13 protein-coding genes, 2 pseudogenes and 1 riboswitch are annotated in these 19,597 nt (G+C 63.3%); of the genes and pseudogenes, 5 read left to right on the top strand and 10 right to left on the bottom strand.

All coding sequences use genetic code 11. The features are described 5' to 3' along the window. Positions 1 to 2 precede the first annotated feature (2 nt). Entirely contained in the window at positions 3 to 944 is a 942-nt protein-coding gene (locus tag LJX93_RS12870) for a LysR family transcriptional regulator (RefSeq protein WP_033697770.1), read from the bottom strand. A gap of 275 nt (positions 945 to 1,219) precedes the next feature. Here LJX93_RS12870 and LJX93_RS27355 point away from each other — a divergent pair. Together LJX93_RS27355 and LJX93_RS27360 are read left to right on the top strand one after the other, a co-directional pair. Next, positions 1,220 to 1,735 (top strand): annotated as a pseudogene (locus LJX93_RS27355) (SDR family NAD(P)-dependent oxidoreductase); the annotation flags it as partial. Between the two features lie 21 nt (positions 1,736 to 1,756). After that, positions 1,757 to 2,866, top strand: a complete 1,110-nt coding sequence (locus tag LJX93_RS27360; protein WP_320442650.1) for an SMP-30/gluconolactonase/LRE family protein — start codon at positions 1,757 to 1,759, stop codon at positions 2,864 to 2,866. Here the strand turns inward: LJX93_RS27360 and LJX93_RS12880 are convergent. The 4 genes from LJX93_RS12880 to LJX93_RS12895 all read right to left on the bottom strand — a co-directional run bounded on the left by LJX93_RS12880 (position 2,856) and on the right by LJX93_RS12895 (position 10,760). Beyond that, on the bottom strand, positions 2,856 to 3,836 hold the full coding sequence (locus LJX93_RS12880) for a site-specific integrase (protein ID WP_084213366.1): 981 nt from the start codon (positions 3,834 to 3,836) through the stop codon (positions 2,856 to 2,858). The genes LJX93_RS27360 and LJX93_RS12880 overlap by 11 nt on opposite strands. A 34-nt stretch (positions 3,837 to 3,870) precedes the next feature. Beyond that, entirely contained in the window at positions 3,871 to 6,240 is a 2,370-nt protein-coding gene (locus tag LJX93_RS12885) for a putative bifunctional diguanylate cyclase/phosphodiesterase (protein ID WP_050506050.1), read from the bottom strand. A gap of 80 nt (positions 6,241 to 6,320) precedes the next feature. Beyond that, positions 6,321 to 7,307, bottom strand: a complete 987-nt coding sequence (locus tag LJX93_RS12890) for an SCO family protein (protein ID WP_047583588.1) — start codon at positions 7,305 to 7,307, stop codon at positions 6,321 to 6,323. A gap of 60 nt (positions 7,308 to 7,367) precedes the next feature. Further along, on the bottom strand, positions 7,368 to 10,760 hold the full coding sequence (locus LJX93_RS12895; protein ID WP_227697269.1) for an Ig-like domain-containing protein: 3,393 nt from the start codon (positions 10,758 to 10,760) through the stop codon (positions 7,368 to 7,370). A gap of 243 nt (positions 10,761 to 11,003) precedes the next feature. After that, positions 11,004 to 11,119: riboswitch (TPP riboswitch) on the top strand. A gap of 79 nt (positions 11,120 to 11,198) precedes the next feature. On the opposite strand from LJX93_RS12895, the gene LJX93_RS12900 reads away from it, so the two are divergent. Both LJX93_RS12900 and tenA read left to right on the top strand, forming a co-directional pair. Next, positions 11,199 to 11,846 carry a TenA family protein gene (locus LJX93_RS12900; protein WP_033697780.1) on the top strand — a complete coding sequence of 216 codons (648 nt, stop codon included), beginning with the start codon at positions 11,199 to 11,201 and terminating at the stop codon, positions 11,844 to 11,846. Positions 11,847 to 11,848: 2 nt separating this feature from the next. Next, positions 11,849 to 12,508, top strand: coding sequence for a thiaminase II (gene tenA, locus LJX93_RS12905; RefSeq protein ID WP_033697781.1), 660 nt, complete (start codon positions 11,849 to 11,851; stop codon positions 12,506 to 12,508). 140 nt (positions 12,509 to 12,648) lie between these two features. Here tenA and LJX93_RS12910 read toward each other — a convergent pair whose 3' ends face one another. The 5 genes and pseudogenes from LJX93_RS12910 to LJX93_RS12930 all read right to left on the bottom strand — a co-directional run bounded on the left by LJX93_RS12910 (position 12,649) and on the right by LJX93_RS12930 (position 19,062). Further along, complete coding sequence (locus LJX93_RS12910) at positions 12,649 to 13,836, bottom strand: MFS transporter (protein WP_227697270.1); 1,188 nt, start codon at positions 13,834 to 13,836, stop codon at positions 12,649 to 12,651. A gap of 968 nt (positions 13,837 to 14,804) precedes the next feature. Then, the gene (locus LJX93_RS12915) at positions 14,805 to 15,800 is read right to left on the bottom strand and encodes an aldo/keto reductase (RefSeq protein WP_033697784.1); all 996 of its coding nucleotides are present in this window, start codon (positions 15,798 to 15,800) and stop codon (positions 14,805 to 14,807) included. Between the two features lie 115 nt (positions 15,801 to 15,915). After that, positions 15,916 to 16,765 (bottom strand): annotated as a pseudogene (locus LJX93_RS12920) (LysR family transcriptional regulator). Positions 16,766 to 16,816: 51 nt separating this feature from the next. Next, positions 16,817 to 18,031, bottom strand: a complete 1,215-nt coding sequence (locus LJX93_RS12925; RefSeq protein WP_033697786.1) for an MFS transporter — start codon at positions 18,029 to 18,031, stop codon at positions 16,817 to 16,819. Between the two features lie 95 nt (positions 18,032 to 18,126). Next, positions 18,127 to 19,062 carry a LysR family transcriptional regulator gene (locus LJX93_RS12930; protein WP_033697787.1) on the bottom strand — a complete coding sequence of 312 codons (936 nt, stop codon included), beginning with the start codon at positions 19,060 to 19,062 and terminating at the stop codon, positions 18,127 to 18,129. 101 nt (positions 19,063 to 19,163) lie between these two features. Between LJX93_RS12930 and LJX93_RS12935 the strand changes: the two genes are divergently transcribed. Further along, positions 19,164 to 19,436: a PepSY domain-containing protein gene (locus tag LJX93_RS12935; protein ID WP_050506051.1), complete on the top strand. Its 273-nt coding sequence runs from the start codon at positions 19,164 to 19,166 to the stop codon at positions 19,434 to 19,436. The last annotated feature ends 161 nt before the right edge of the window (positions 19,437 to 19,597 follow it).

The raw sequence follows: 19,597 nt of genomic DNA on the forward strand, positions 1-19,597 counted from the left end.
GGCTACAGGATCAAAGGGCTCTGCAGGGTGTCGCTGAAGCGCTTCGGCGCGCCCTGGTCGAGCATGGCGATGAAGCTGCCCAAGGCAGGCGAGGCGTTCTGAGTGTTCCAGTTCATGTACAGGCCCATGGTCGGGGTCGGCTGGTCCTTGATCGGGCGTATCGGCCGGAACTGCACACGGTCGCGCAGCGTGGAGTAGGCGATCGACTCGGGCACCAGGGCCACGCCGAAACCACAGGCCACCAGGCCGATCAAGGTATGGATCTGCGCCGCTTCCTGGACAACCTTGGGGTAGAAACCGGCCGACTCGCACAGGGCGATCAACTGGCTGTGGTAGCCACTGCCCAGGGCTTGCGGGGTGAACACGAAGTCCTCTTCGGCGAAGTCGCGCAGGTCGACCAGGGGCTGCTGCGCTTTGGCGTGGCTGGCCGGCAGGGCCATGATGATCTGCTCGTTCAGCAACAGCCGCGATGCGATGATGTCGGGCGGCATCGGCAGTTTACGCATGAAGCCGATGTCGGCTTCGCCGGCCAACAAGGCCTTGGCCTGGGAGGCTGAGGGCATCTCCCGGATGGTCAGGCGCACATTCGGGTAGACCTCGCGGAACCTGCGCAAGGTGGTGAGCAGCGACTCGTAGTACGCGATGGAAATGGCCGTGATGGTCAGCTTGCCGCAGATGCCTTCGGAAACATTGCGCGCGTACTCGATGCCTTGCTCCAGTTCCTTGAGCGTGCGGTAGGCGGTTTCCAGGAAGGCCATGCCGGCGGCGGTCAGCTTGACCCCACGCTTGTTGCGCAGGAACAGGCTGAAGCCGAGCTTTTCTTCAAGGCGGTTGATCGCTTGGCTCAGGGGCGGCTGCGCCATGTGCAGGCGGATGGCAGCCTTGTGGAAGTGCAGTTCCTCGGCCACGGCAATGAACTGCCTGAGCAAACGTGTTTCGATCATTCTACGTTCCTTCATCGACATGCAGGGTGCCCGGAAGGCGGCCGGGCCGCCCCTGCAAGGCGGCCATCATAGTGCGTGGCACCCGAGTGACAAAGCCCGGTGATATCCCTGAGATATCAAAGTTGCATGCTTTTAATATTAAGTCATTGATTTTTTTATTGTTATCGTAAAAAAGGAGAATCTGAAGGTGCCCCGCAATGCCCATGACAGACCCTTTCAATAATAAAGTTGCCATCATTACCGGTGCCGCCCAAGGGCTGGGCCTGGCCTATGCCATGGCGCTGGCCGAGCGTGGCGCCCGGGTGGTGATCAGCGACCTGGGGACTGACCGCGCTGGCCAAGGGCAAGACCCGTCAGCACTGGACCAGGCGCTCGAGGCCCTGCAGGCCAAGGGCTGCAACGTGGTCGCCCATGCCGGGCAACTGGAAGACGAACGTGAATGCCAGCAGTTGATCGAGCTGGCCATCGAGCATTTCGGCTCGCTGGACATCCTCATTCACAATGCTGGTTGGGTCGATTACCAGGGGATCGAGGCGCAGGAAGAGGGCTTTCTTCAGCGTGCGCTGGGCATCAGCGTGCACGCCCCGGTGTGGCTGGCCAAGCATGCCTGGAAGTACCTCAAGCACTCGGCGGCGCCGCGTGTGGTGCTGACCACCTCGGACCGCGCCATGTACCAGCGCTATTCGCAGCCCGGCCTGGTGGCCTACTCGGCCGGCAAGATGGCCCAGGTCGGCATCATGAACGCGTTGAGCATGGAAGGGCAGGAGCACGGCATTCTGGTCAATGCCATCTCGCCCGTGGCCAAGACCCGCATGTGGGGCGTGACCGACGCACCGGAAGAGCTCAAGCCCGAATGGGTCACGCCGGGGGTGTTGTACCTGGCCAGTTCACTGTGCCGTGACACGGGGTACATCCTGCGTGCCAGCAACGGGCAGTTCACCGCCACCCGTTTCACCGAGAACAGCGGCGTCAGCTACCCGCGCGACCTGGCGCGGGTGCAGGCGGGCAACCTCAAGGAAGTGGCCGAACGCTGGAGCCGTATCAAGGAATGCCACTATGTGCCGGTCAAGGTCGCCAACACCCGTGCCGACCTGGGCGAAAGCCCGGTCTGGGACGTGCACAGCGGCGCGCTGTACTTCGTCGACATCTCCGGTGGGCGCATCAATCGGCTGAACCCGGATGGTGAGGTCGAGAGCCTGTATGAATCGGCGGCGCGCATTGGTGCCCTGGCGTTGACCGACAAGGGCAACCTGATCTTCACCGAAGACTCCAGCGTCGCCATTCTTGACGTGAACGCGCGCAAGGTGCGGCAGTGTTCCGTGCCGGTCCATCCGCGTTCAACCTACCGCTTCAACGATGGCGCCTGCGACCCCCAGGGGCGTTTTGTCAGCGGCCTGATGGACGAAGCGCCCAGCGGCAATACCGGTGCCTTGTTCCGTTTCGATGCACAGCTGAGCGACGAGGTGATCCACGACGGCATGGCACTGCCCAATGGCCTGGCCTGGTCGGAAGATGGGCACACCGTGTACTTCGTCGACTCGGTCGCCCGTTCCATCTACCGCGCCGAATACCTGCCGGAAGGCCGCCTGGCCGAAGTCGTGCTGTTCGCCGAAACCCCCGCCGAGCTGGGCCGCCCGGATGGCATTGCGCTGGACCGTGAGGGCGGGCTGTGGGTCTGCCAGTTCAATGGCAGTTGCCTGTTGCGTTACGACCGTAACGGCCATCTGACCGACCAGGTGGTGATGCCGGTGCCACGCCCGACCAGTTGCTGCTTTGGCGGCGAAGGCATGGCCACCTTGTACATCACCACGGCGCGTTTCGGCATGAACGCGGTTGAACTGCGGCACTATCCGGATGCCGGCGACCTCTACGCCATTCGCCCGGAGATCGCTGGCATCCACCGCCACGCCTTCAAGGAGTGAGCTGATGCACCCGGCTGGCCGGTAACACGGCCAGCTCGCCAAAGCGCTGCGCTGCATCGATGTAGCGCAGCGCCGACTTGGCGTCTTTCCAGCCCACGTAGCTCATCAACGCCTTCAGCTCCCAACCATTGGCCGTGGCCCAGGTGGCGAAACCGCGGCGCAGGGAGTGGCCGGTGTACAACGCCGCCGGCACCCCGGCACGCTCCAGCATGCGCCTGAGCAGGCCGACCAGGCTGTTGCTGTTGAGCGGCGCGTCGCCGAGGTTGCCCCAGCGGTCGAGCTTGCGAAACACCGGGCCATGCGCGATGCCGGCCACTTCCAGCCATTGCAGGTAGGCGGTGACCGGGCACAGCGCCTTGAGTGCCGGTGTGCGGTGCTGCACGCCAAGCGCTTCCCGGTCGCCCTTGCTGCGCGGCAGGAACAGCGTGATGCCGACACCCGCCTCGGCCTGGATATGTTCGATGCGCAGCCGGGCCAGCTCATCACCGCGAAACCCTCGCCAGAACCCCAGCAACAGCAACGCGGCATCGCGACGTGCGCGGCGCAGCGCGGTCAGGTCATGGTTTTCGAGTGCCTGGCGAGCTTCGTCCTCGAAGCACTGCACCGCTGTTTGCAGGTGCTGCAGCAACAGCGGTGCGGCCTGCTTCGGAGGGGTCGGGTGCAGGGTGCGGATACCGCGTAGCACCTGGCGCACCAGCGGTGCCTTGGTCGGGTCAGGGAAGCCCTGGCTGATATGCCATTGGCTAAGGGCCGCAAGGCGTTGGCGCAGTGTGCTCACGGCGTGCTGTCCGGCGTGGTCGGCCAGGTAGCGGGCTACCGCCTCGGCAGTGGCCGGCAGAAAGCCGCCCCATTGGGTCTCGAAATGGTCGATGGCAGCCTGGTAGCTGCGCCGCGTGTTGTCGCGGGTGGCGGCGCGGACGTAGCGCTCGATGTCGGTCATGGTGCGGTAGCCGGTATTCAGTGGTGACACGATAAACCGAATCGGCGGGTATGTCCTGGCACACTTAGCCGCTGTGGCCCATGGCACTGGTTTCGAGCGTATACGCGGGTGAACCCGCTGCCACCAAGTCCTCGATGCCGTTGAAGGGCGGGTAGTCGAGCAGTTGCGCCGGCGACAGCGGGCGGCTGAAGTGATACCCCTGAGCGATGTCGCAACCGGCGAGCTTCAGGCACACCACTTGCTCGCGGGTTTCCACGCCCTCGGCTACCACCTCCAGGCCCAGGCGCTTGGCCAGGATGATGGTGGAGGAGACGATCGGGCTGTCGTCGTGGCTGTTGGACAGCGGCGCAATCAGCGAGCGGTCGATCTTCAACTTGCTCAACGGCAGCGAATGCAGGTGGGCAAAGCCCGCATAACCGCGCCCGAAATCGTCCAGGCTGATGCCCAGGCCCGCGTCGCGCAGGCGGTGCAAGTGGCCGACTGCAGTGCCCTCGGGGTCGAGGATGGTGGTTTCGGTGATCTCCAGCTCCAGCCGTTGCGCGGCAATTCCGTACCCCTGCAACTGGCTTAGCAGCCGCGTGCTGAAGTCTGCCTGGCGCAGTTGCAGCGCCGAGACGTTGACCGCCAGGCGTGCTTCACGGCCCTGGGCGTGCCAGCGCGCCAGTGCCTCGCAGGCCAGGCGCAGCACCTCCCAGCCGAGCTCGATGATGAAGCCGCTGCGCTCGGCCAGGTCGATGAAGCGGTCCGGGTAGAGCAGGCCGAATTCAGGGTGGTCCCAACGCACCAGAGCCTCGTAGCCCAGCACCTGGTGGGTATCGAGGCGGATCTGCGGCTGGTAGTGCAGGACGAACTGGTGCTCGGCCAGGGCTGCGCCAAAGGCCTGTTCGAGGGTGAAGGCATGGATATCGATCAGGTTCAGCGAGGGGTCGAAGAAGCGGTACTGGGCACGCCCGGCCTGCTTGGCCGAGTACATGGCGGCATCGGCGCAGCGGATCAGGCTGTCGATCTCCTGGCCATCGCGTGGGCAGATGCTGACACCGACACTGGGGCTGGTGTTGACCTCCTGGCCATCCAGGGCATAGGTGGCCGAGAGTTTCTGCACCAGTTCGCGTACCCAGGCGTTGATCTGCTCTTCGCTGCGCTGCCCGGCTAGCAGCACCACGAACTCGTCACCGCCAAAGCGCGAGGCCTCGTCGCCGGGCTCCAGCAGGCGCTGAATACGCCCGGCCACGGCTTGCAGCAGCAGGTCGCCGATCTTGTGACCGAGTGAATCGTTGATCGACTTGAAACGGTCCATGTCGATGAACAGGATCGCCATCAGCCGGCGCTGGCCCCGTTGTCGGGTCAGCGCAAACCCCGCCACCTCGACGAACTGGCGGCGGTTGTGCAGGCCGCTGAGGTGATCGGTGGCGGCGGCATGGCTGCTGCGCCGGTGGGCCTCCTCGAGCCGCTCGATCAGTTGCTGGTTGACCTGTTGCGCATGCTCCAGGGCACTGAACGCTTCCTGGCGTTTGCGCAGCAGGCGCAAGGTCCAGGCCAGGCTGGCGAGAATCATCAGGGTCATGCTGAGGTTCAGCCAGAACTGGCGGGCGTAGGCCTGCGTCGAGGGCGCAAGAATCGCTTCGTAGCGCTGGCTGACCACCACGCTGAAGCCGCGTTCGGCAACCCGCCGGTACAGGCTCTGGTAGGCGCCACCGGGTGAGTACTGGGTCAGCGCCCCGGCGTCTGGCCCCGCTTGTGGCAGCCCGGGCTCGAGGTTGTCTGCGGCCATCAGCACGCCACTGGCGTCGATGCGCAGGCGTTCCTGGCCATCGTCCTGCAGCAGGCGCATCAGGCCCGTGCTGCCCAGGTCGATGTGCTGGAACAGTACCGCCAGGTAGCCGATGTCCAGTTGCACCACGAGGATGCTGTCGATTTCACGGCCAGGCAGGTCGGTCAGCGGCATTATGAACGGCAGGCGCCAGCTAGGCATGGCGTTGATGCCGGGTGCTTCGGCGCTGGGCAGGAAGGGTTTGAAGCCATAGCGGGCCACGTGCAACTGCAACTGGCGCAGCCAGTCTTCAGGCAGTGTCGCGGCCTCGTCGGCATGGCTGGCCGACACCAGCCGACCCTGCCGGTCGTACAGGCTCATGCGTTTGAACACCGGGTCTTCGGCGAGCAGCCGCGCCAGGTTGGCGTTGCCCTGGCGCAGCGCCTTCATGTCGCCCTGGGTGACGCGGCCCACGGCCTGGGCCCGGTCGACCAGCTGGCGCAGGCTCTGCGCGACAATGCTGGCCAGGTTCAGGTGTTCGGCAGCCTTGGCCGACAGTGCATCCTGGCGTGCGGCGGCCTTCTGCGAAACGTGCAGCCCCCAGAGAAAGGCCAGGGTGGCTGCACACAGCATCAGGACCAACAGGCGCAGAAGGCTTGCAGAAGAGAGCGAGCGGCGAATCACGGCGGAGGGTCCCGACCCAGGGTGATGCCGGCAAAATACGACAGCAAGATGACAGGCTAATGACTGATGGCCAATTGCTTCTAAGGTTTTGCCGTATCCGCCAAAGGCGTCTGCAGGCGCGTGGTTTCTTCTTCCATATAGGCCATCAACGCGCTGACCTCGGCATCGCCCAGGCGCAGGTTGGGCATCGCCAGGCGGTTGTACTGCTCATACAGCAGCATGGCCAGCGGGTCTTTCTGTGCAAGCATCTGGTCAGGCGCTTTCAGCCAACGGCTCAACCAGCTGGCATCGCGTTGGCGGGTTACCCCCAGCAAGTCGGGGCCGATGCCCTGTTGCATACCGGGCTCGGTGTTGCCCAAGGTGTGGCAGGAGGAGCAGCGGGTACGGAAGATCTGCTCGCCACTGCTGGGCGAGCGCACTTCCGGCGCCTGGGCATAGTCGTTGGCCATGGCGCTGGCTTGTTTCCAGTTGTGCAGGCTGTTGCCCAGGCGGTCGGCGAGGATATAGGGGCTTTCGAAGGGCGAGGCTTTCATCCAGCGGCCGGTGGCCTGGTTGCCGATGATCAGGCTCAGGTTGTGGTCTTTGGAGCGGCCGTTTTCCAGGCCCTCTATGTACAGGCCCAGGCTTCTGCGCAATTGCTCGATGTCGTCGGGCTCGCCGGTGAGCAAGGTCCACCCGGGGCCGATGGCGAATTTTTCGGCGTAGCGTTTGAGGGTGGCGGGGGTGTCGTTGTAGGGGTCGATGCTGATGGAGTAGAGGAATATATCCTTGCCTACGCGGTCGCCGAGGATCTTCTGCACCTGGCGCAGGCGGGCGGTTTCAACCGGGCAGGAATCGGAGCAGCCGGTGAAGATGAAGTTGATGGCGACGACCTTGTCCTTAACCAGGTCGTCGAAGAAGCGGACCTTTTCGCCATCCTGAGTGAGCAGGGGGGTATTGGGGAAGTAGTCGGCGCCCCAGGGCGTAGCAGCTTCGTTGGTAGGGGCTTGCTGGGGCTGTACGGGCCAGAACGGGACACTGGCAGCGAACAGCGACAGCACGAGCAGAACACGCCATGAGCCGGTCATGATGCACGCCTCGGAAGGTGAGCCAGTGGGGCTGCGCAGCAGCCCCGTTTCGCCAAGCGATTACTTGTAACTGATCGGCACCGTCACGCTTTGCCCCAGCGTCGATTTCACGGTCGCCGTTGCGGGCGTTGCCGGGCCGTAGCCGGTGGTGGTGACCGACACCCGCCAACGGGCACCGGTGGTGGCTGCGGTCAGCGTGGCCGCGCCCAGGTTCAGCGGGCCGTTGGTGGTTGCCACCGACACATTGATGCTGTTGCCGGTGGCGATCGAGGTCGTCCCTATCAGCTCCCAGGTGTAACGGTTGCCGCTGCGCAATTGCACCGAGGCACTGCTGACCTGGATAACGTCGACGGGTGCTGCGGGGCTTACTGCAACGCTGACCGTGGCCGGGACCACCGACTCGGCACCTTTGGTATCACGTGCCGAGTAGGTGAAGCTGGCAGTGAACGGCGTGGCGACAGTGGCCGGTGGTGTGTAAGTCACCGTGGTGCCATTGGTACTGGTGGTACCCTGGCCAGAGTCCGGCTGGCTCAAGCCAATGATGGTCAAGGGCAGATTGCGCTCGGGGTCGGTGTCGTTGGCCAGCACACTCAGCGTAAGTGCCTTGCCTGCTGTGGTGGCTGCACTGTCGCTGACCGCAACCGGTGGCTTGTTGACATCGTCATCATCGTCATGGGCAGCCGTGCGGAAGGTCGGCAGGCCAACGGAGGCGACGTATTCTACGCCGTCCCAACCCGGCAACGGGGTTGGCATCACCTGGAATTGGCCAGGGTGTTCCAGGTCCCAGCGCAGCAGCATGGACGAATCCTCATGCTGGGTGTTGTGGCAGTGCTCCATGTAGGTCCCGGCGAACTCACGGAAGCGGATTGCCACATCCAGTTCTTCCGAGGAGTCGGTTTCCGAGCCGATGCGGTAGACGTCCTTGCGTGCCCATTTCTCCCATTCTGGCGGTGCCTTGCCGTCGCGGCTGAGCACGATGCCTTCCTCGAAGTGAACGTGGACTGGGTGGCTCCAACCATTACCGCCATTCTTGATCTTCCAAACCTCCAGGGTGCCATCGCCGCTGAAACCGGCGGGTGTGGCTTGGCTGGCCAACTGAGGGGCGGCATTGATGCGCCGTGGGTCCATGCTGTAGCCGAAGCCACCATCGGTCTTGATGGTCCAGGGCTGAGTGTCAGTACCATCCGAACGGCCAAAAAGGAATTCGCGGTGGCGAGCATCCTTGAGTTTGGCCTGGTCGGCAACGGCGTTGCGGTCGAGGGTCAACGGAACCATTTTCAGGCCTGCAGCCTTGCCCGGCTTGGCCGGTTCATAGGCAACTGGGTCCATACTCAGGTCCTGGCCACTGTAGGGCTGTACCAGCAACTGCAGGAACTTGCCCACCACCGGGTCGCCATTGTCCCATTGCGGGCCCTTGCTGGTCTGCTTGATGACAGCCTTGTATTTCTCCGACAGCACGTCCGCCAGCGCGATGGCCATGTTCGGGCCCTTGCCGGACTGGTGCTCCATCAGGTTGATGAAGTACAGCTTGTCGCCGGCCTTGATGCCGTTCTTGGCGAAGTTGATGATGATGTCGTAACGCTCGGCAATGCCTTGCACCGGCAGGATGCCGTTGTTGTCCTTGAGGTCGCCGTCGCCATTGAGGTCCAGGCTGCCGTCGAACGGCACGGCGTGTTCCATGATGTTGCCGTCGTTGGCGATCATGTGGAACGGCACGCGGGCATACGACAGGTTGGAACCGGTCGGCCCCTTGAATTCGCCGCTGGTGCCGGCGATTTCACGCACCACAGCGAACTTGAAGTAGCGCGAAACCGAGCCGTTGAGCAGGCGGAAACGGTAGCTGCGCGCCCGCACTTTAAGCTTTGGCTGGTACTGCCAGTTGACCAGGATTTGGTCGCCGAGGAAGCCGTCGGTGTTGAACGGGTTGAACCACAACTGGCCGTTGGCATCCCAGGCCTTGTCGGCGATCATCAGGTTGACGTCGTAGTCGCGGTTGCCCCACGGCATGCCCGAACCACTGGGCAAGCGCAGGTTGACGCCGTCCTGCAGGGCCTCGTTGCCGCGGTCCAGGGCGCTGTAATAGTTCATCATCGCGGCGTTGCCTTTGTAGACGTTCTGCGCCGTGAAATCCATCATGTGGTCGTGGAACCAGTGGCTACTCATGGTTTCGCGCCAGTCGCCACGAATCTTGATGCTGCCGTTTTCGCAGGTCTTCAGGCCAGGCGACGCATCATTCACAAACAAGGTTTCGCCAGGTGAGCAAGGGAACGCTGCACGCGGGTCCTGGGCACGGGTATTGATCGTGTCGTAGCCAGCCAACTGGACCGGCCAACGGTAGTCGTAGTACTGGCCGGGGAAAAAGTAGGCATTGGCAAAGCCATCGCTCTCGGCCGGTGAGTGGCCGTTATGCTCGTGGGTCGAGAGGGTGTGCAGGCCAAAGCCACCGTTGGCCGAAGGGTCGATCGGCAGGGCGTTGTAGTGGCGCATCAGGATCGGCTGGCCATACCGCACCATCAGCAGCTTGGGCGGGAAGGTGCCATCGAACGACCACAGCGATTTGTGGTTTTGCAGGGGCATGCTTGGGTGAAAACGGGTGTCGATGCCCTTGGTGGTGCCCAGCGTGGTAGGGATGTCCGAGGTCTGGTAGTACAGCCCGCCCGGCGCGAACTCGCCGGCCGCATAGTTGTGCAATTGCTTGCGGTCGCGCAGCCCGAGGTTGATGCGTGCACCGGCTTGGGCGGTCTTGAATGCAGCCTGGGGGTAGAACTCGTTCCAGCGCTGATGGGACCAGCCTTTTCCTGGTGGCCGGCCCTCAGCCGGCGAACCGACCGGTTGGCGGTTGAGGAACATTTCGATCTGCGCCTTCCAGGGGTTGCGGTCGAGCACGTTGGCGTATTGGGTCGGGAAAGGGTACAGGCCAGGTTGTTTTAGAAACGCCTCCAGCGCCGTGCCACTGGGGCCGCTGCGGGCGACGATGTTGGGGTCTTGCGCAGGCGCGGCGCCGAGGGTCGGCACCGGGAACGTCAGGCTAGGTACCGGGATGCTTGGGTCGAGCTTCTCGGGGCCGAACTCTTCGAACAGCAGCAGTTGCTGGGTGAACGGCTGCGCACCGAACAGCGGGCTCGGTTTACCGTTGGTAGGGTATTTTTCGGAGGTTTGCAGGGCGGGCGGCAGCACGTTGTCCTTGCGCACGGTGGTGCGGTCGCCGTAGGCACCGTCGGTAAGTTCCAGTGAGCCTTCGTTGGCTTCCGGCAGGGTATACAAATTGAGTAACGCCGGGTTCGGGTCGGCCGGCTGATTGGAGTAAGCCGACGGGTCGGTCGGCGGGGGCTGGCTGACGTCATCAAGGGAGGAGGCGATGGCCGGGATCAGCCCAAGGCCGAGCATCAGCACGGTGACGGAAGACAGCCTGAAGGCGTGCCTGGTTGGGTGGATCACGGCAGGTGTTTTCATTGCCCTGTGCCTCGCTCGCGGCTAAATGGCTTGGAGCCATCAATGGCGTTTTGCCTGGTTTAGGGGCCTGAGCAACGGCTGTGCCAACAGATGTTTCGGTAATGCTTTGTTAAACAAATCCTTGCGGCGCCTGAGTCGCGCTAAATAATGGGGTGTCAAAAAATGGGTATAAGTCCCCACAAGCGGGGTACCCATGCCCACTGTTTGGGTAGTGACAGCACCTTCGTACCTGCTGTATACCTGTGCGCCACCAAGGGGAGCCCCGGCAACGGGCTGAGAAACCGCTGAATGCTTTAGCGCGGTGACCCTTCGAACCTGATCCGGATCATGCCGGCGAAGGGATGGGACTTGCGACCTGCCTTTTTGCCGGCCTCACTGCGAGGCCAGTCCATGCCAGCTGCAACGGTCTCGCTGTCACCCCCTTCAGAGGACAGCATCATGACCGAACGCTTCACGCAAACCCTGCGTCGCCAAAGCGAGCCGACCTGGTCGGCGGCCGTCGGGCACCGTTTCGTTACCCAATTGTGTGACGGCAGCCTGCCGGACCCGATCATGGTCCGCTACCTGGTGCAGGATCATCGTTTTCTCGACAGCTTCCTGACCCTGCTCGGCGCAGCCATCGCGACCGCCGACACCTTCGAGGCACGCCTGCGCTTCGGCCAGTTCGCCGGGATGATCTCGAGTGATGAAAACACCTATTTCCTGCGTGCCTTCGAGGCGCTGGACGTAAGCCCGGCACAGCGCGTAGAAGCCGACGACACTGCCCCAACCGCAGGTTTCAAGGCCATCATGCGCGAAGCTGCGGCCACCCGTTCGTATGCCGCCGCGCTGGCTGTGCTGAACGTTGCCGAAGGCTTGTACCTGGATTGGGCAATCAAAGCCCCCAAGCCCTTGCCCGAGCACTTCGTGCATGCCGAATGGATCACCCTGCACGACAACCCGGCGTTCCAGGCCTTCGTTGCCTTTCTGCAAGCCGAGCTGGACCGCGTAGGGCCGCAGGAGGCTGAGCTGAGCACCGACTTCTACCTGCGTACCGTGGCCCTGGAACTGGCTTTCTTCGATGCCGTGTATGAGGGGGAGGCGTGAGCATGGATATTTTCGATCGCCTCAAAGCCGCCCGCGCCGGCCAGTGGAATCGCTATGTCGATCACGATTTCGTGCGGCAGATGGGCGAAGGCACGCTGAGCGAAGCTGCGTTTCGGACTTACCTGGTGCAGGACTACCTGTTCCTGATCCAGTTCGCCCGCGCCTGGGCGCTGGCCGCCTACAAAAGCCGCCTGCCGGCTGACATTCGTGCCGCCCAGGCAGGCCTGGCGGCGATTCTCGACGAAACCGAACTGCACCTGCGCCTGTGCGCCCGCTGGGGGCTGACCGAAGCCGATATCCAGGCTGCGCCGGAGCATCAGGCCACGGTGGCCTATACCCGCTATGTGCTCGATTGCGGCGCTGCGGGCGATCTGCTTGAACTGCACGTGGCGTTGGCCCCCTGTGTGATCGGCTATGCCGAAATCGGGCGCACGTTGGCTCAGCGTATTGGCGACCTGAGCCAGCACCCTTACCGTGAGTGGATTGGTGAGTACGCCGGGGAGGGCTATCAGGCCGTGGCGGCCAATGCGCGCAAGCACCTGGATGAACTGGCGGCGCGCAGCATGACCGAGCAACGGTTCGTCGAGCTGGCAGGCATCTTCGGCCAGGCCTCGAGCCTTGAAGCCGACTTCTGGCAGATGGGGCTCGATGGCGCTGCCTAGCAGACTGCCCCCGTAAGCTGCGTATTCTGTGGGAGCGGGCTTGCCCCGCGAATGGGGCACACGGTGCGTGGCACCGGCTTCGCCGGTGTTCGCGGGGCAAGCCCGCTCCCACAGCGCCCCCCCCCATTACCTCGATTGGATCAATGCCCCCCCTTCATGCGACGGGCCACCAGGTAAATCCCCAAACCGACCAATGCCGTAGCCGCACCGATGTAACCCGTACTGGTCCAGCCCAGCCCCGCGGTGATGGCCATGCCACCCAACCACGGCCCAAGCGCGTTGGCCAGGTTGAACGCCGCATGGTTCGAAGCCGCCGCCAGGCTTGGCGCTTCATGGGCAATATCCATCAGGCGAATCTGCAACGGCGCGGCCAGGGCAATCATGGTGCCGACCAGGCCGACGCCCAGCAGCAGCGTCCAAAGCGATTGTGCCGCAAAGGTGAAAAACAGCAGCACAGCAATCGACCAGACCAACACCAGGCCCACGGCGCGGAACTGCAGGAGATCGAACAGTTTGCCACCGGCGATGTTGCCAATGATGCCACCCGCGCCAAAGGCGGCCAGGCCAAAGGGGATCCACTGCGGCGACACCTGGGTCACGTGCAGCATGGTCGGTGCCAGGTAGCTGAACACACAGAACATGCCGGCAAAGCCGATCGAGGCAATGGCCAGTGCCATCCACACCTGGGGCAGGGCGAACGCCTGCAGTTCCTTGCGCGGGTCGCTGCGCACCTCATCGTGCGGTTGCGGCACGAAGCGCCAGACCAGCGCGATGGTGCACAAGGCAATCAGCCCGACCAACACAAACGCAGAGCGCCAGCCAAAGTACTGCCCCAGGAAGGTCGCAACCGGGTTGCCCAGCAGCATGGCCAACGTCAGGCCCATCATCACCCGCGCCACGGCGCCCGCCCGCTGGTTGTTCGCCACCATGCTCGATGCCACCACCGCCGCAATGCCGAAGTACGCGCCATGGGGCAGGCCGCTGATGAAGCGAAAGGCCACCAGGCCGCCGAAGGAGGGGGCAAATGCCGTGGCCAGGTTGCCCAAGGCATACAGCGCCATCAACAGCAGCAGCATGTGCTTGCGCAGCAGCTTGGCGCCGAGGATCGCCAGCGTCGGGGCACCGACCATCACGCCCAGCGCATAGGCACTGATGGCATGGCCCACCTCAGGCTCGCTCAGTTGCAGGTTGCTGGCGATGTCCGGCATCAACCCCATGATGGCGAATTCGCCGGTGCCGATGGCAAAGCTGCCCAGCGCCATGGCGGCTTCCATCTTGGCGACAGTGCGTTTCGGGAGGGCTAGCGGTGGTGGTTCTTGGACAGACATTTGAATCCTTATTGAAACATGCTGAAACGTTCAAGGCGGAATCATAGTCAATCCGGGAGAGGCACGTCGAGGCTGCAGGGGGCTTGCGATGTGCTTGTCGCAAGTTCTTTGGCGCCTATGAGATCGAGCGCCGCCCGCGCGGCGCTTCGCGGCGCAAGGCCGCTCCCACATCTGTTTCGGGCCAGTGAGGCCTGTGATATTTGCGCGCGACCGCCTTGTTTGTACGACGCTATATAGGGGCGGGCGCCAAAGGGCCGCGCGGCAATGCTTCAGGAATAACTGGCCCGAAACAGATGTGGGAGCGGCCTTGCGCCGCGAAGCGCCGCGTGGGCGGCGCTCGATCTCATAGGCGCTGAACCTCCCAAGCCTGTTTCGGGCCAGTGAGGCCTGTGATATTTGCGCGCGACCGCCTTGTTTGTACGACGCTATATAGGGGCGGGCGCCAAAGGGCCGCGCGGCAATGCTTCAGGAATAACTGGCCCGAAACAGATGTGGGAGCGGCCTTGCGCCGCGAAGCGCCGCGTGGGCGGCGCTCGATCTCATAGGCGCTGAACCTCCCAAGCCTGTTTCGGGCCAGTGAGGCCTGTGATATTTGCGCGCGACCGCCTTGTTTGTACGACGCTATATAGGGGCGGGCGCCAAAGGGCCGCGCGGCAATGCTTCAGGAATAACTGGCCCGAAACAGATGTGGGAGCGGCCTTGCGCCGCGAAGCGCCGCGTGGGCGGCGCTCGATCTCATAGGCGCTGAACCTCCCAAGCCTGTTTCGGGCCAGTGAGGCCTGTGATATTTGCGCGCGACCGCCTTGTTTGTACGACGCTATATAGGGGCGGGCGCCAAAGGGCCGCGCGGCAATGCTTCAGGAATAACTGGCCCGAAACAGATGTGGGAGCGGCCTTGCGCCGCGAAGCGCCGCGCGGGCGGCGCTCGATCTCATAGGCGCTGAACCTCCCAAGCCCTACACCAAGGCCTACTTGAACCCCGTAACCGCATGCGGCACATAAGGCGCTTCCAGCCGCATGACCTCTTCATCACTCAACTCAAGCCCCAATGCCGCAATGGCATCGTCAAGGTGCGCAGGCTTCGATGCACCAATAATCGGTGCAGACACGCCGCGGTGCCCCAGCACCCAGGCCAACGCCACCTGCGCCATGGGTACGCCACGTTCAGCGGCAATCTGCTCGACCACATCAATCACCCGGCCATCCTCGGCTTCGGTCCGCTCATAGAACGACTTGCCGGAAATATCGCTCAGCGTGCGCGCCGTTTCCTGCCCCTTGGGCCGGGTCAGCCGCCCGCGTGCCAGCGGGCTCCAGGGCATCAGCCCAACGCCTTGGTCCTGGCACAAGGGGATCATTTCCCGCTCTTCTTCCCGATACACCAGGTTGAGGTAGTTCTGCATCGAGACGAACCGGCTCCAGCCATTGGCCGCGGCAACGTGCTGGGCTTTGGCGAACTGCCAGGCATACATCGACGAGGCACCGATGTAGCGGGCCTTGCCGGCCTTGACCACATCGTGCAGCGCTTCCATGGTTTCTTCGATGGGGGTGTGATAGTCCCAGCGATGCACCTGATACAGGTCGACGTAATCCACCCCCAGGCGGCTCAGGCTCGCGTCGATACTGCTGAAGATGGCTTTGCGCGAAAGGCCCTGCTCATTGGGCTTGCTGGCGCCTTCCCACATGTTCGCGGGGTAGAAGACCTTGGTCGCGATCACCGTGTCTTCACGGCGCGTAAACGCCTTGAGCAGTTGGCCCAGGATGACCTCCGAGGTGCCGGCCGAATAGCTGTTGGCCGTGTCGAAGAAGTTGATGCCCTGTTCCACCGCGTGGCGGATGATCGGGCGGCTCTGGTCTACATCCAGGGTCCAGGGATGGGTACCGGCATCGGGGTCACCGAATGTCATGCACCCCAGGCACAGCCGGGAGACATCCAGGCCGGTGTTTCCGAGTTTGACGTACTGCATCTGCGTGCCCTCTCTGGCGGCATTGCCCGGCGCAGTTGCCGAGCGATGGCACAAGGTTAACGGCGATGCGGCACTGCGCAAATTCCCGGAATGTGCAGGCGATGTTTGCAAAAATTCACAAGCGAAGCAGGGGCTTCACCTGTTCGATCAAAAAGTCGGTCACGGCTTTGATGCGGGGTGTGTTGCGCACGTCCTCATGAACGGCCAGCCAGATTTCGATGCTCATCGAACTGTTTTCGTTGGCTGGCTTGAGCCCGTATTCCTCAGCCATGAAGGCGGGCAGGCAGGCAATGCCCACGCCCCCGGCTGCTGCCTGGGCCTGGATGCGCAAGTCGTTGCTTTGCAGGGCGAAAGGGCGGCCTGTGGCGTGCTTGAGCAGCCACAGTTGCTGTGGGGATTTGGCCTGGGAGTCGTCGTAGCCGATATACACCTGCGGTTCGCGTTGGCGCAGGTAGGCCGCCGAGGCGTACAGCGTGTATTCCAGATGGCCGAGCAAGCTGGCCACCAAGGTGGGTTCGGTGGGCCTGGCCAAGGCGATGGCCACGTCTGCTTCGCGACGCGCCAACGAGGCGCGTGACTTGCTGCCGACCAGTTTTAACTGCAAATGGGGGTAGCGTTGATACAGTGCCCCCAGCCTGCGCGCCACCATGCTGCCCAGCAGCGCAGGGGGGGGCAGCAATCACCACTTCGCCTTCAACGGTGTGCTGGTCGGCACTGGCAAAGTGCTCCAGTGCAAACGAAGAGGCCAGCATCTGCTCGGCGAACTCGCCGACCCGCAAGCCTTGTTCGGTGAGGGCGTAGGCCCGCGGCCGACGGTCCACCAGTTTGAGCTGCAAGGACGCTTCGAGCGAGCTGATGCGCCGGGCCACGGTGGCGTGGTCAACGCCCAGGCGCTTGGCGGCGGCCGAGAGCGAGCCGGCGCTGATGAAAGCAGAAAAGTGACGCAGGTCTTCCCAATCGAACATGACAGGCCTCGGCTGTGAGGCCTGATGATACGCGGATTCAGGCAGTGCCCGTCAGCCGGGTTGTACCGCCATATGCTCAGCCCGTGCCTGCAGGCGCGCCACGCCGGGCACGCACAGCATGGCCAGCAGGGCTACGCCCGCCGCCACATAACCGAGCGACGATACACCGAACGCCGGGATGACCAACCCGCCCAGCAGCGCGCCCAGGCCGATCCCGGCATTGGCGGCAGATACGTTGGTAGTGCCGGCCAACGCCTGGGAATGCGACACCGCGTTCATCACCCGCACCTGGCAGATGGGGTACAGCGCCGTGTTGGCGATGCCCCACAGTGCCAGCGCCGCCCAGAGCGTAACCGGTGCAGAAGCCAGCGGGCTGAATGCCGCCATGCCCACCCCTAGCAAAGCCAGGAACAGCGCAGTGGCCTTGATCGGCGATTGCCTGACCGCGCGGCCACCCAGCCAGTTGCCCAGCAAACCGATGGCACCGAAGCCCATCAGCCACCAGCCGACATCTGCTGTTGCCACACCTGCGGTGCGCTCAAGCATGTCCGCGAGGTAGGTGTAGGCAATGAACATGGCGGTGAACACCAGGACCGAGAGGGCCACGTTGGCCAGGAAGATCGGTTCACGGAAAATTCGCGCCTGCTGGCTGAAGTCGACTTTAGGCTGGCGGGCAACCGCTGGCATCCAGGCCAGCACGGCAAAGGCCATCAGCGCTGAGGCGGCGGCCAATACCCAGAAGGCGCCGCGCCAGCCGATGGCATTGGCCGCCAAGGTACCCAGCGGGATACCGAGCAGCAGGGCCGCTGAAATGCCCAGGTACACCTGCGCGACGGCCTGCCCCTGGCGATCTGCGCTGACCATCCTGGCCGCCGTCTCGCTGGCCGTCCCCCAGAAAACCGGCAGTGCCAGGGCGGGCAAGAATCGCGCTACTGCTAGCACCCAGATGTTCGGCGCAATGGCAGCAAGCGCATTGGCCGCAGCGAACAAGGCCAGGATGGCTGCGAACAGCTTGCGCCTGTCCAGGTGGGCAAGTGCTGCTGTCAGCGGCGGGCCGGCGAGCATGACGGTGAAGGCGAACAGCGTGATCAGCTGCCCGGCACTGGAAATCGACACATCAAGGTCTCTTGCCAGCCCCGGCAGCAGGCCAACCATCAAAAACTCGGTGGTTACGATCAGAAAGGCCGAGGTGGCGAGGATCAACGTCCCCAAGGTGGCGCGTCGATTGGTCGCCAAGCCCAGGGGAGGACGTTCAACAGCAGTCATGCAGGCAGTTCCTGAAATCAAAGGTGCTGCCATTGTATTGATTCAAAAAAAGCTTATCGCTGGCAAAAATTCACTGGCTTGGCGAATATTATTCACTAATCACCGGGCTGCAGAACGTGGCCGTCCATGCGCAGTGATTGCAGCAATACGTCCAGTAACGCCCTGACGCGTGGCAGGGCCTCGCGCTTCCTGAGCCATACCACGTTCATCGGCAAGCCCTCTGTTGCCAGGTGCGGCAACACCTCAACCAACTCGCCACAGGCCAGTTGCTGGTTGACCAGCCAGGTAGGCACCTGGGTGATGCCCAAGCCTTGCAGCACGGCTTGTACCACACCTTCGCCATCGCCAATGGCAAGCCGCGCCGGCATGAAGCGCCGTTCCATTTCGCCAGGCTGGGTACCGGTCATGTGCCAAGGGCTGCCCAAACCGTCGGCTTGCCCGTAAACCACACAGTCATGGGCGTGCAGGTCACGCTCATCGACGGGCGTGCCACGCGCTTGCAAGTAGGCCGGTGACGCGCAAAAGATGACCCGCTGAGCGCCGATGAACTGGTGGCCCAGCTCGTCCGGCCAAACGTCCGGGCCGCCGATACGTACCACGATATCGATGCCCTGTTCGGTCGGGTTGACGAAGCTGTCGGTAAAGGACACGTGTGGCTGCAGCTGATGATGGCGTTTGACGTAGTCGAGGATGACCGGCAATACGTGCAGCCGCCCGTAGGCCGCAGGCAGGTCGATACGCACTCTGCCTCGCGGCTCGAAGTAGTCCTCGTGCAGCGACAGCTCCGATTCTTCGAGGTCGGCCAGCACCCGTGAGCAGGTCTTGTAGAAGGTCTGCCCCGCGTCAGTCAGGGCAAGCCGGCGGGTGGTGCGTTCGAACAGGCGCAGCCCCAGGCGCGCTTCCAGCCGCGCGATACCTTTACTGACCGCCGAACTTGTCAGGTTCAGGCGCTGCGCTGCCGCCGCAAAACTGCCGAGGTCTGCAACGCAGACAAATACATCGATGCCTTTCAGGCGCTCTGATGAGTGCACATCAACCCTTATGTCATGAATAGCCGTCTTGCCACTTTAATTGAACCGAAGCGACAGTGCTTGGGTCGCAGTGTTTAACTCTGGCAAAAAGGATGTTGACGATGAAAGCGATGACACGACTGTTCACGGGTTTGGCCCTGGTGGGTGCACTGGGGGTTAGTGCTGCCTGGGCGGATCAGCCAGGCGCCGACTGGAAGGTGAACAAAGACCAGGCCGAAGCCGCGCTGAAGAGCGCCGGCTACACCCAGATCACCAAGATCGAGGCCGATGATGGCCATTGGGAGGGCGAGGGTATCAAGGCAGATGGCAAGCAGTACGAATTCCACGTTGATCCGCACACTGGCGCCATTACCAAGGATGAGTTGGACAAGTGACCGGGTGCTGAACGAATACGACCCGCGCCTGTGCGCGGGTTTTTTTTGGGGGTAGCGGCATGACAGGGTGGGAGTGAATGGCTGCGATGTGTTCGTCGGGGGGGTAGGGGGAGGGCTATGGGCTGTCTTTAGGTTTGCAGGGGGCGGATATCAAGCGCCGC

The organism is Pseudomonas sp. HN2-3 (assembly GCF_020691745.1).
In the GTDB taxonomy this organism is placed as follows: domain Bacteria; phylum Pseudomonadota; class Gammaproteobacteria; order Pseudomonadales; family Pseudomonadaceae; genus Aquipseudomonas; species Aquipseudomonas capeferrum.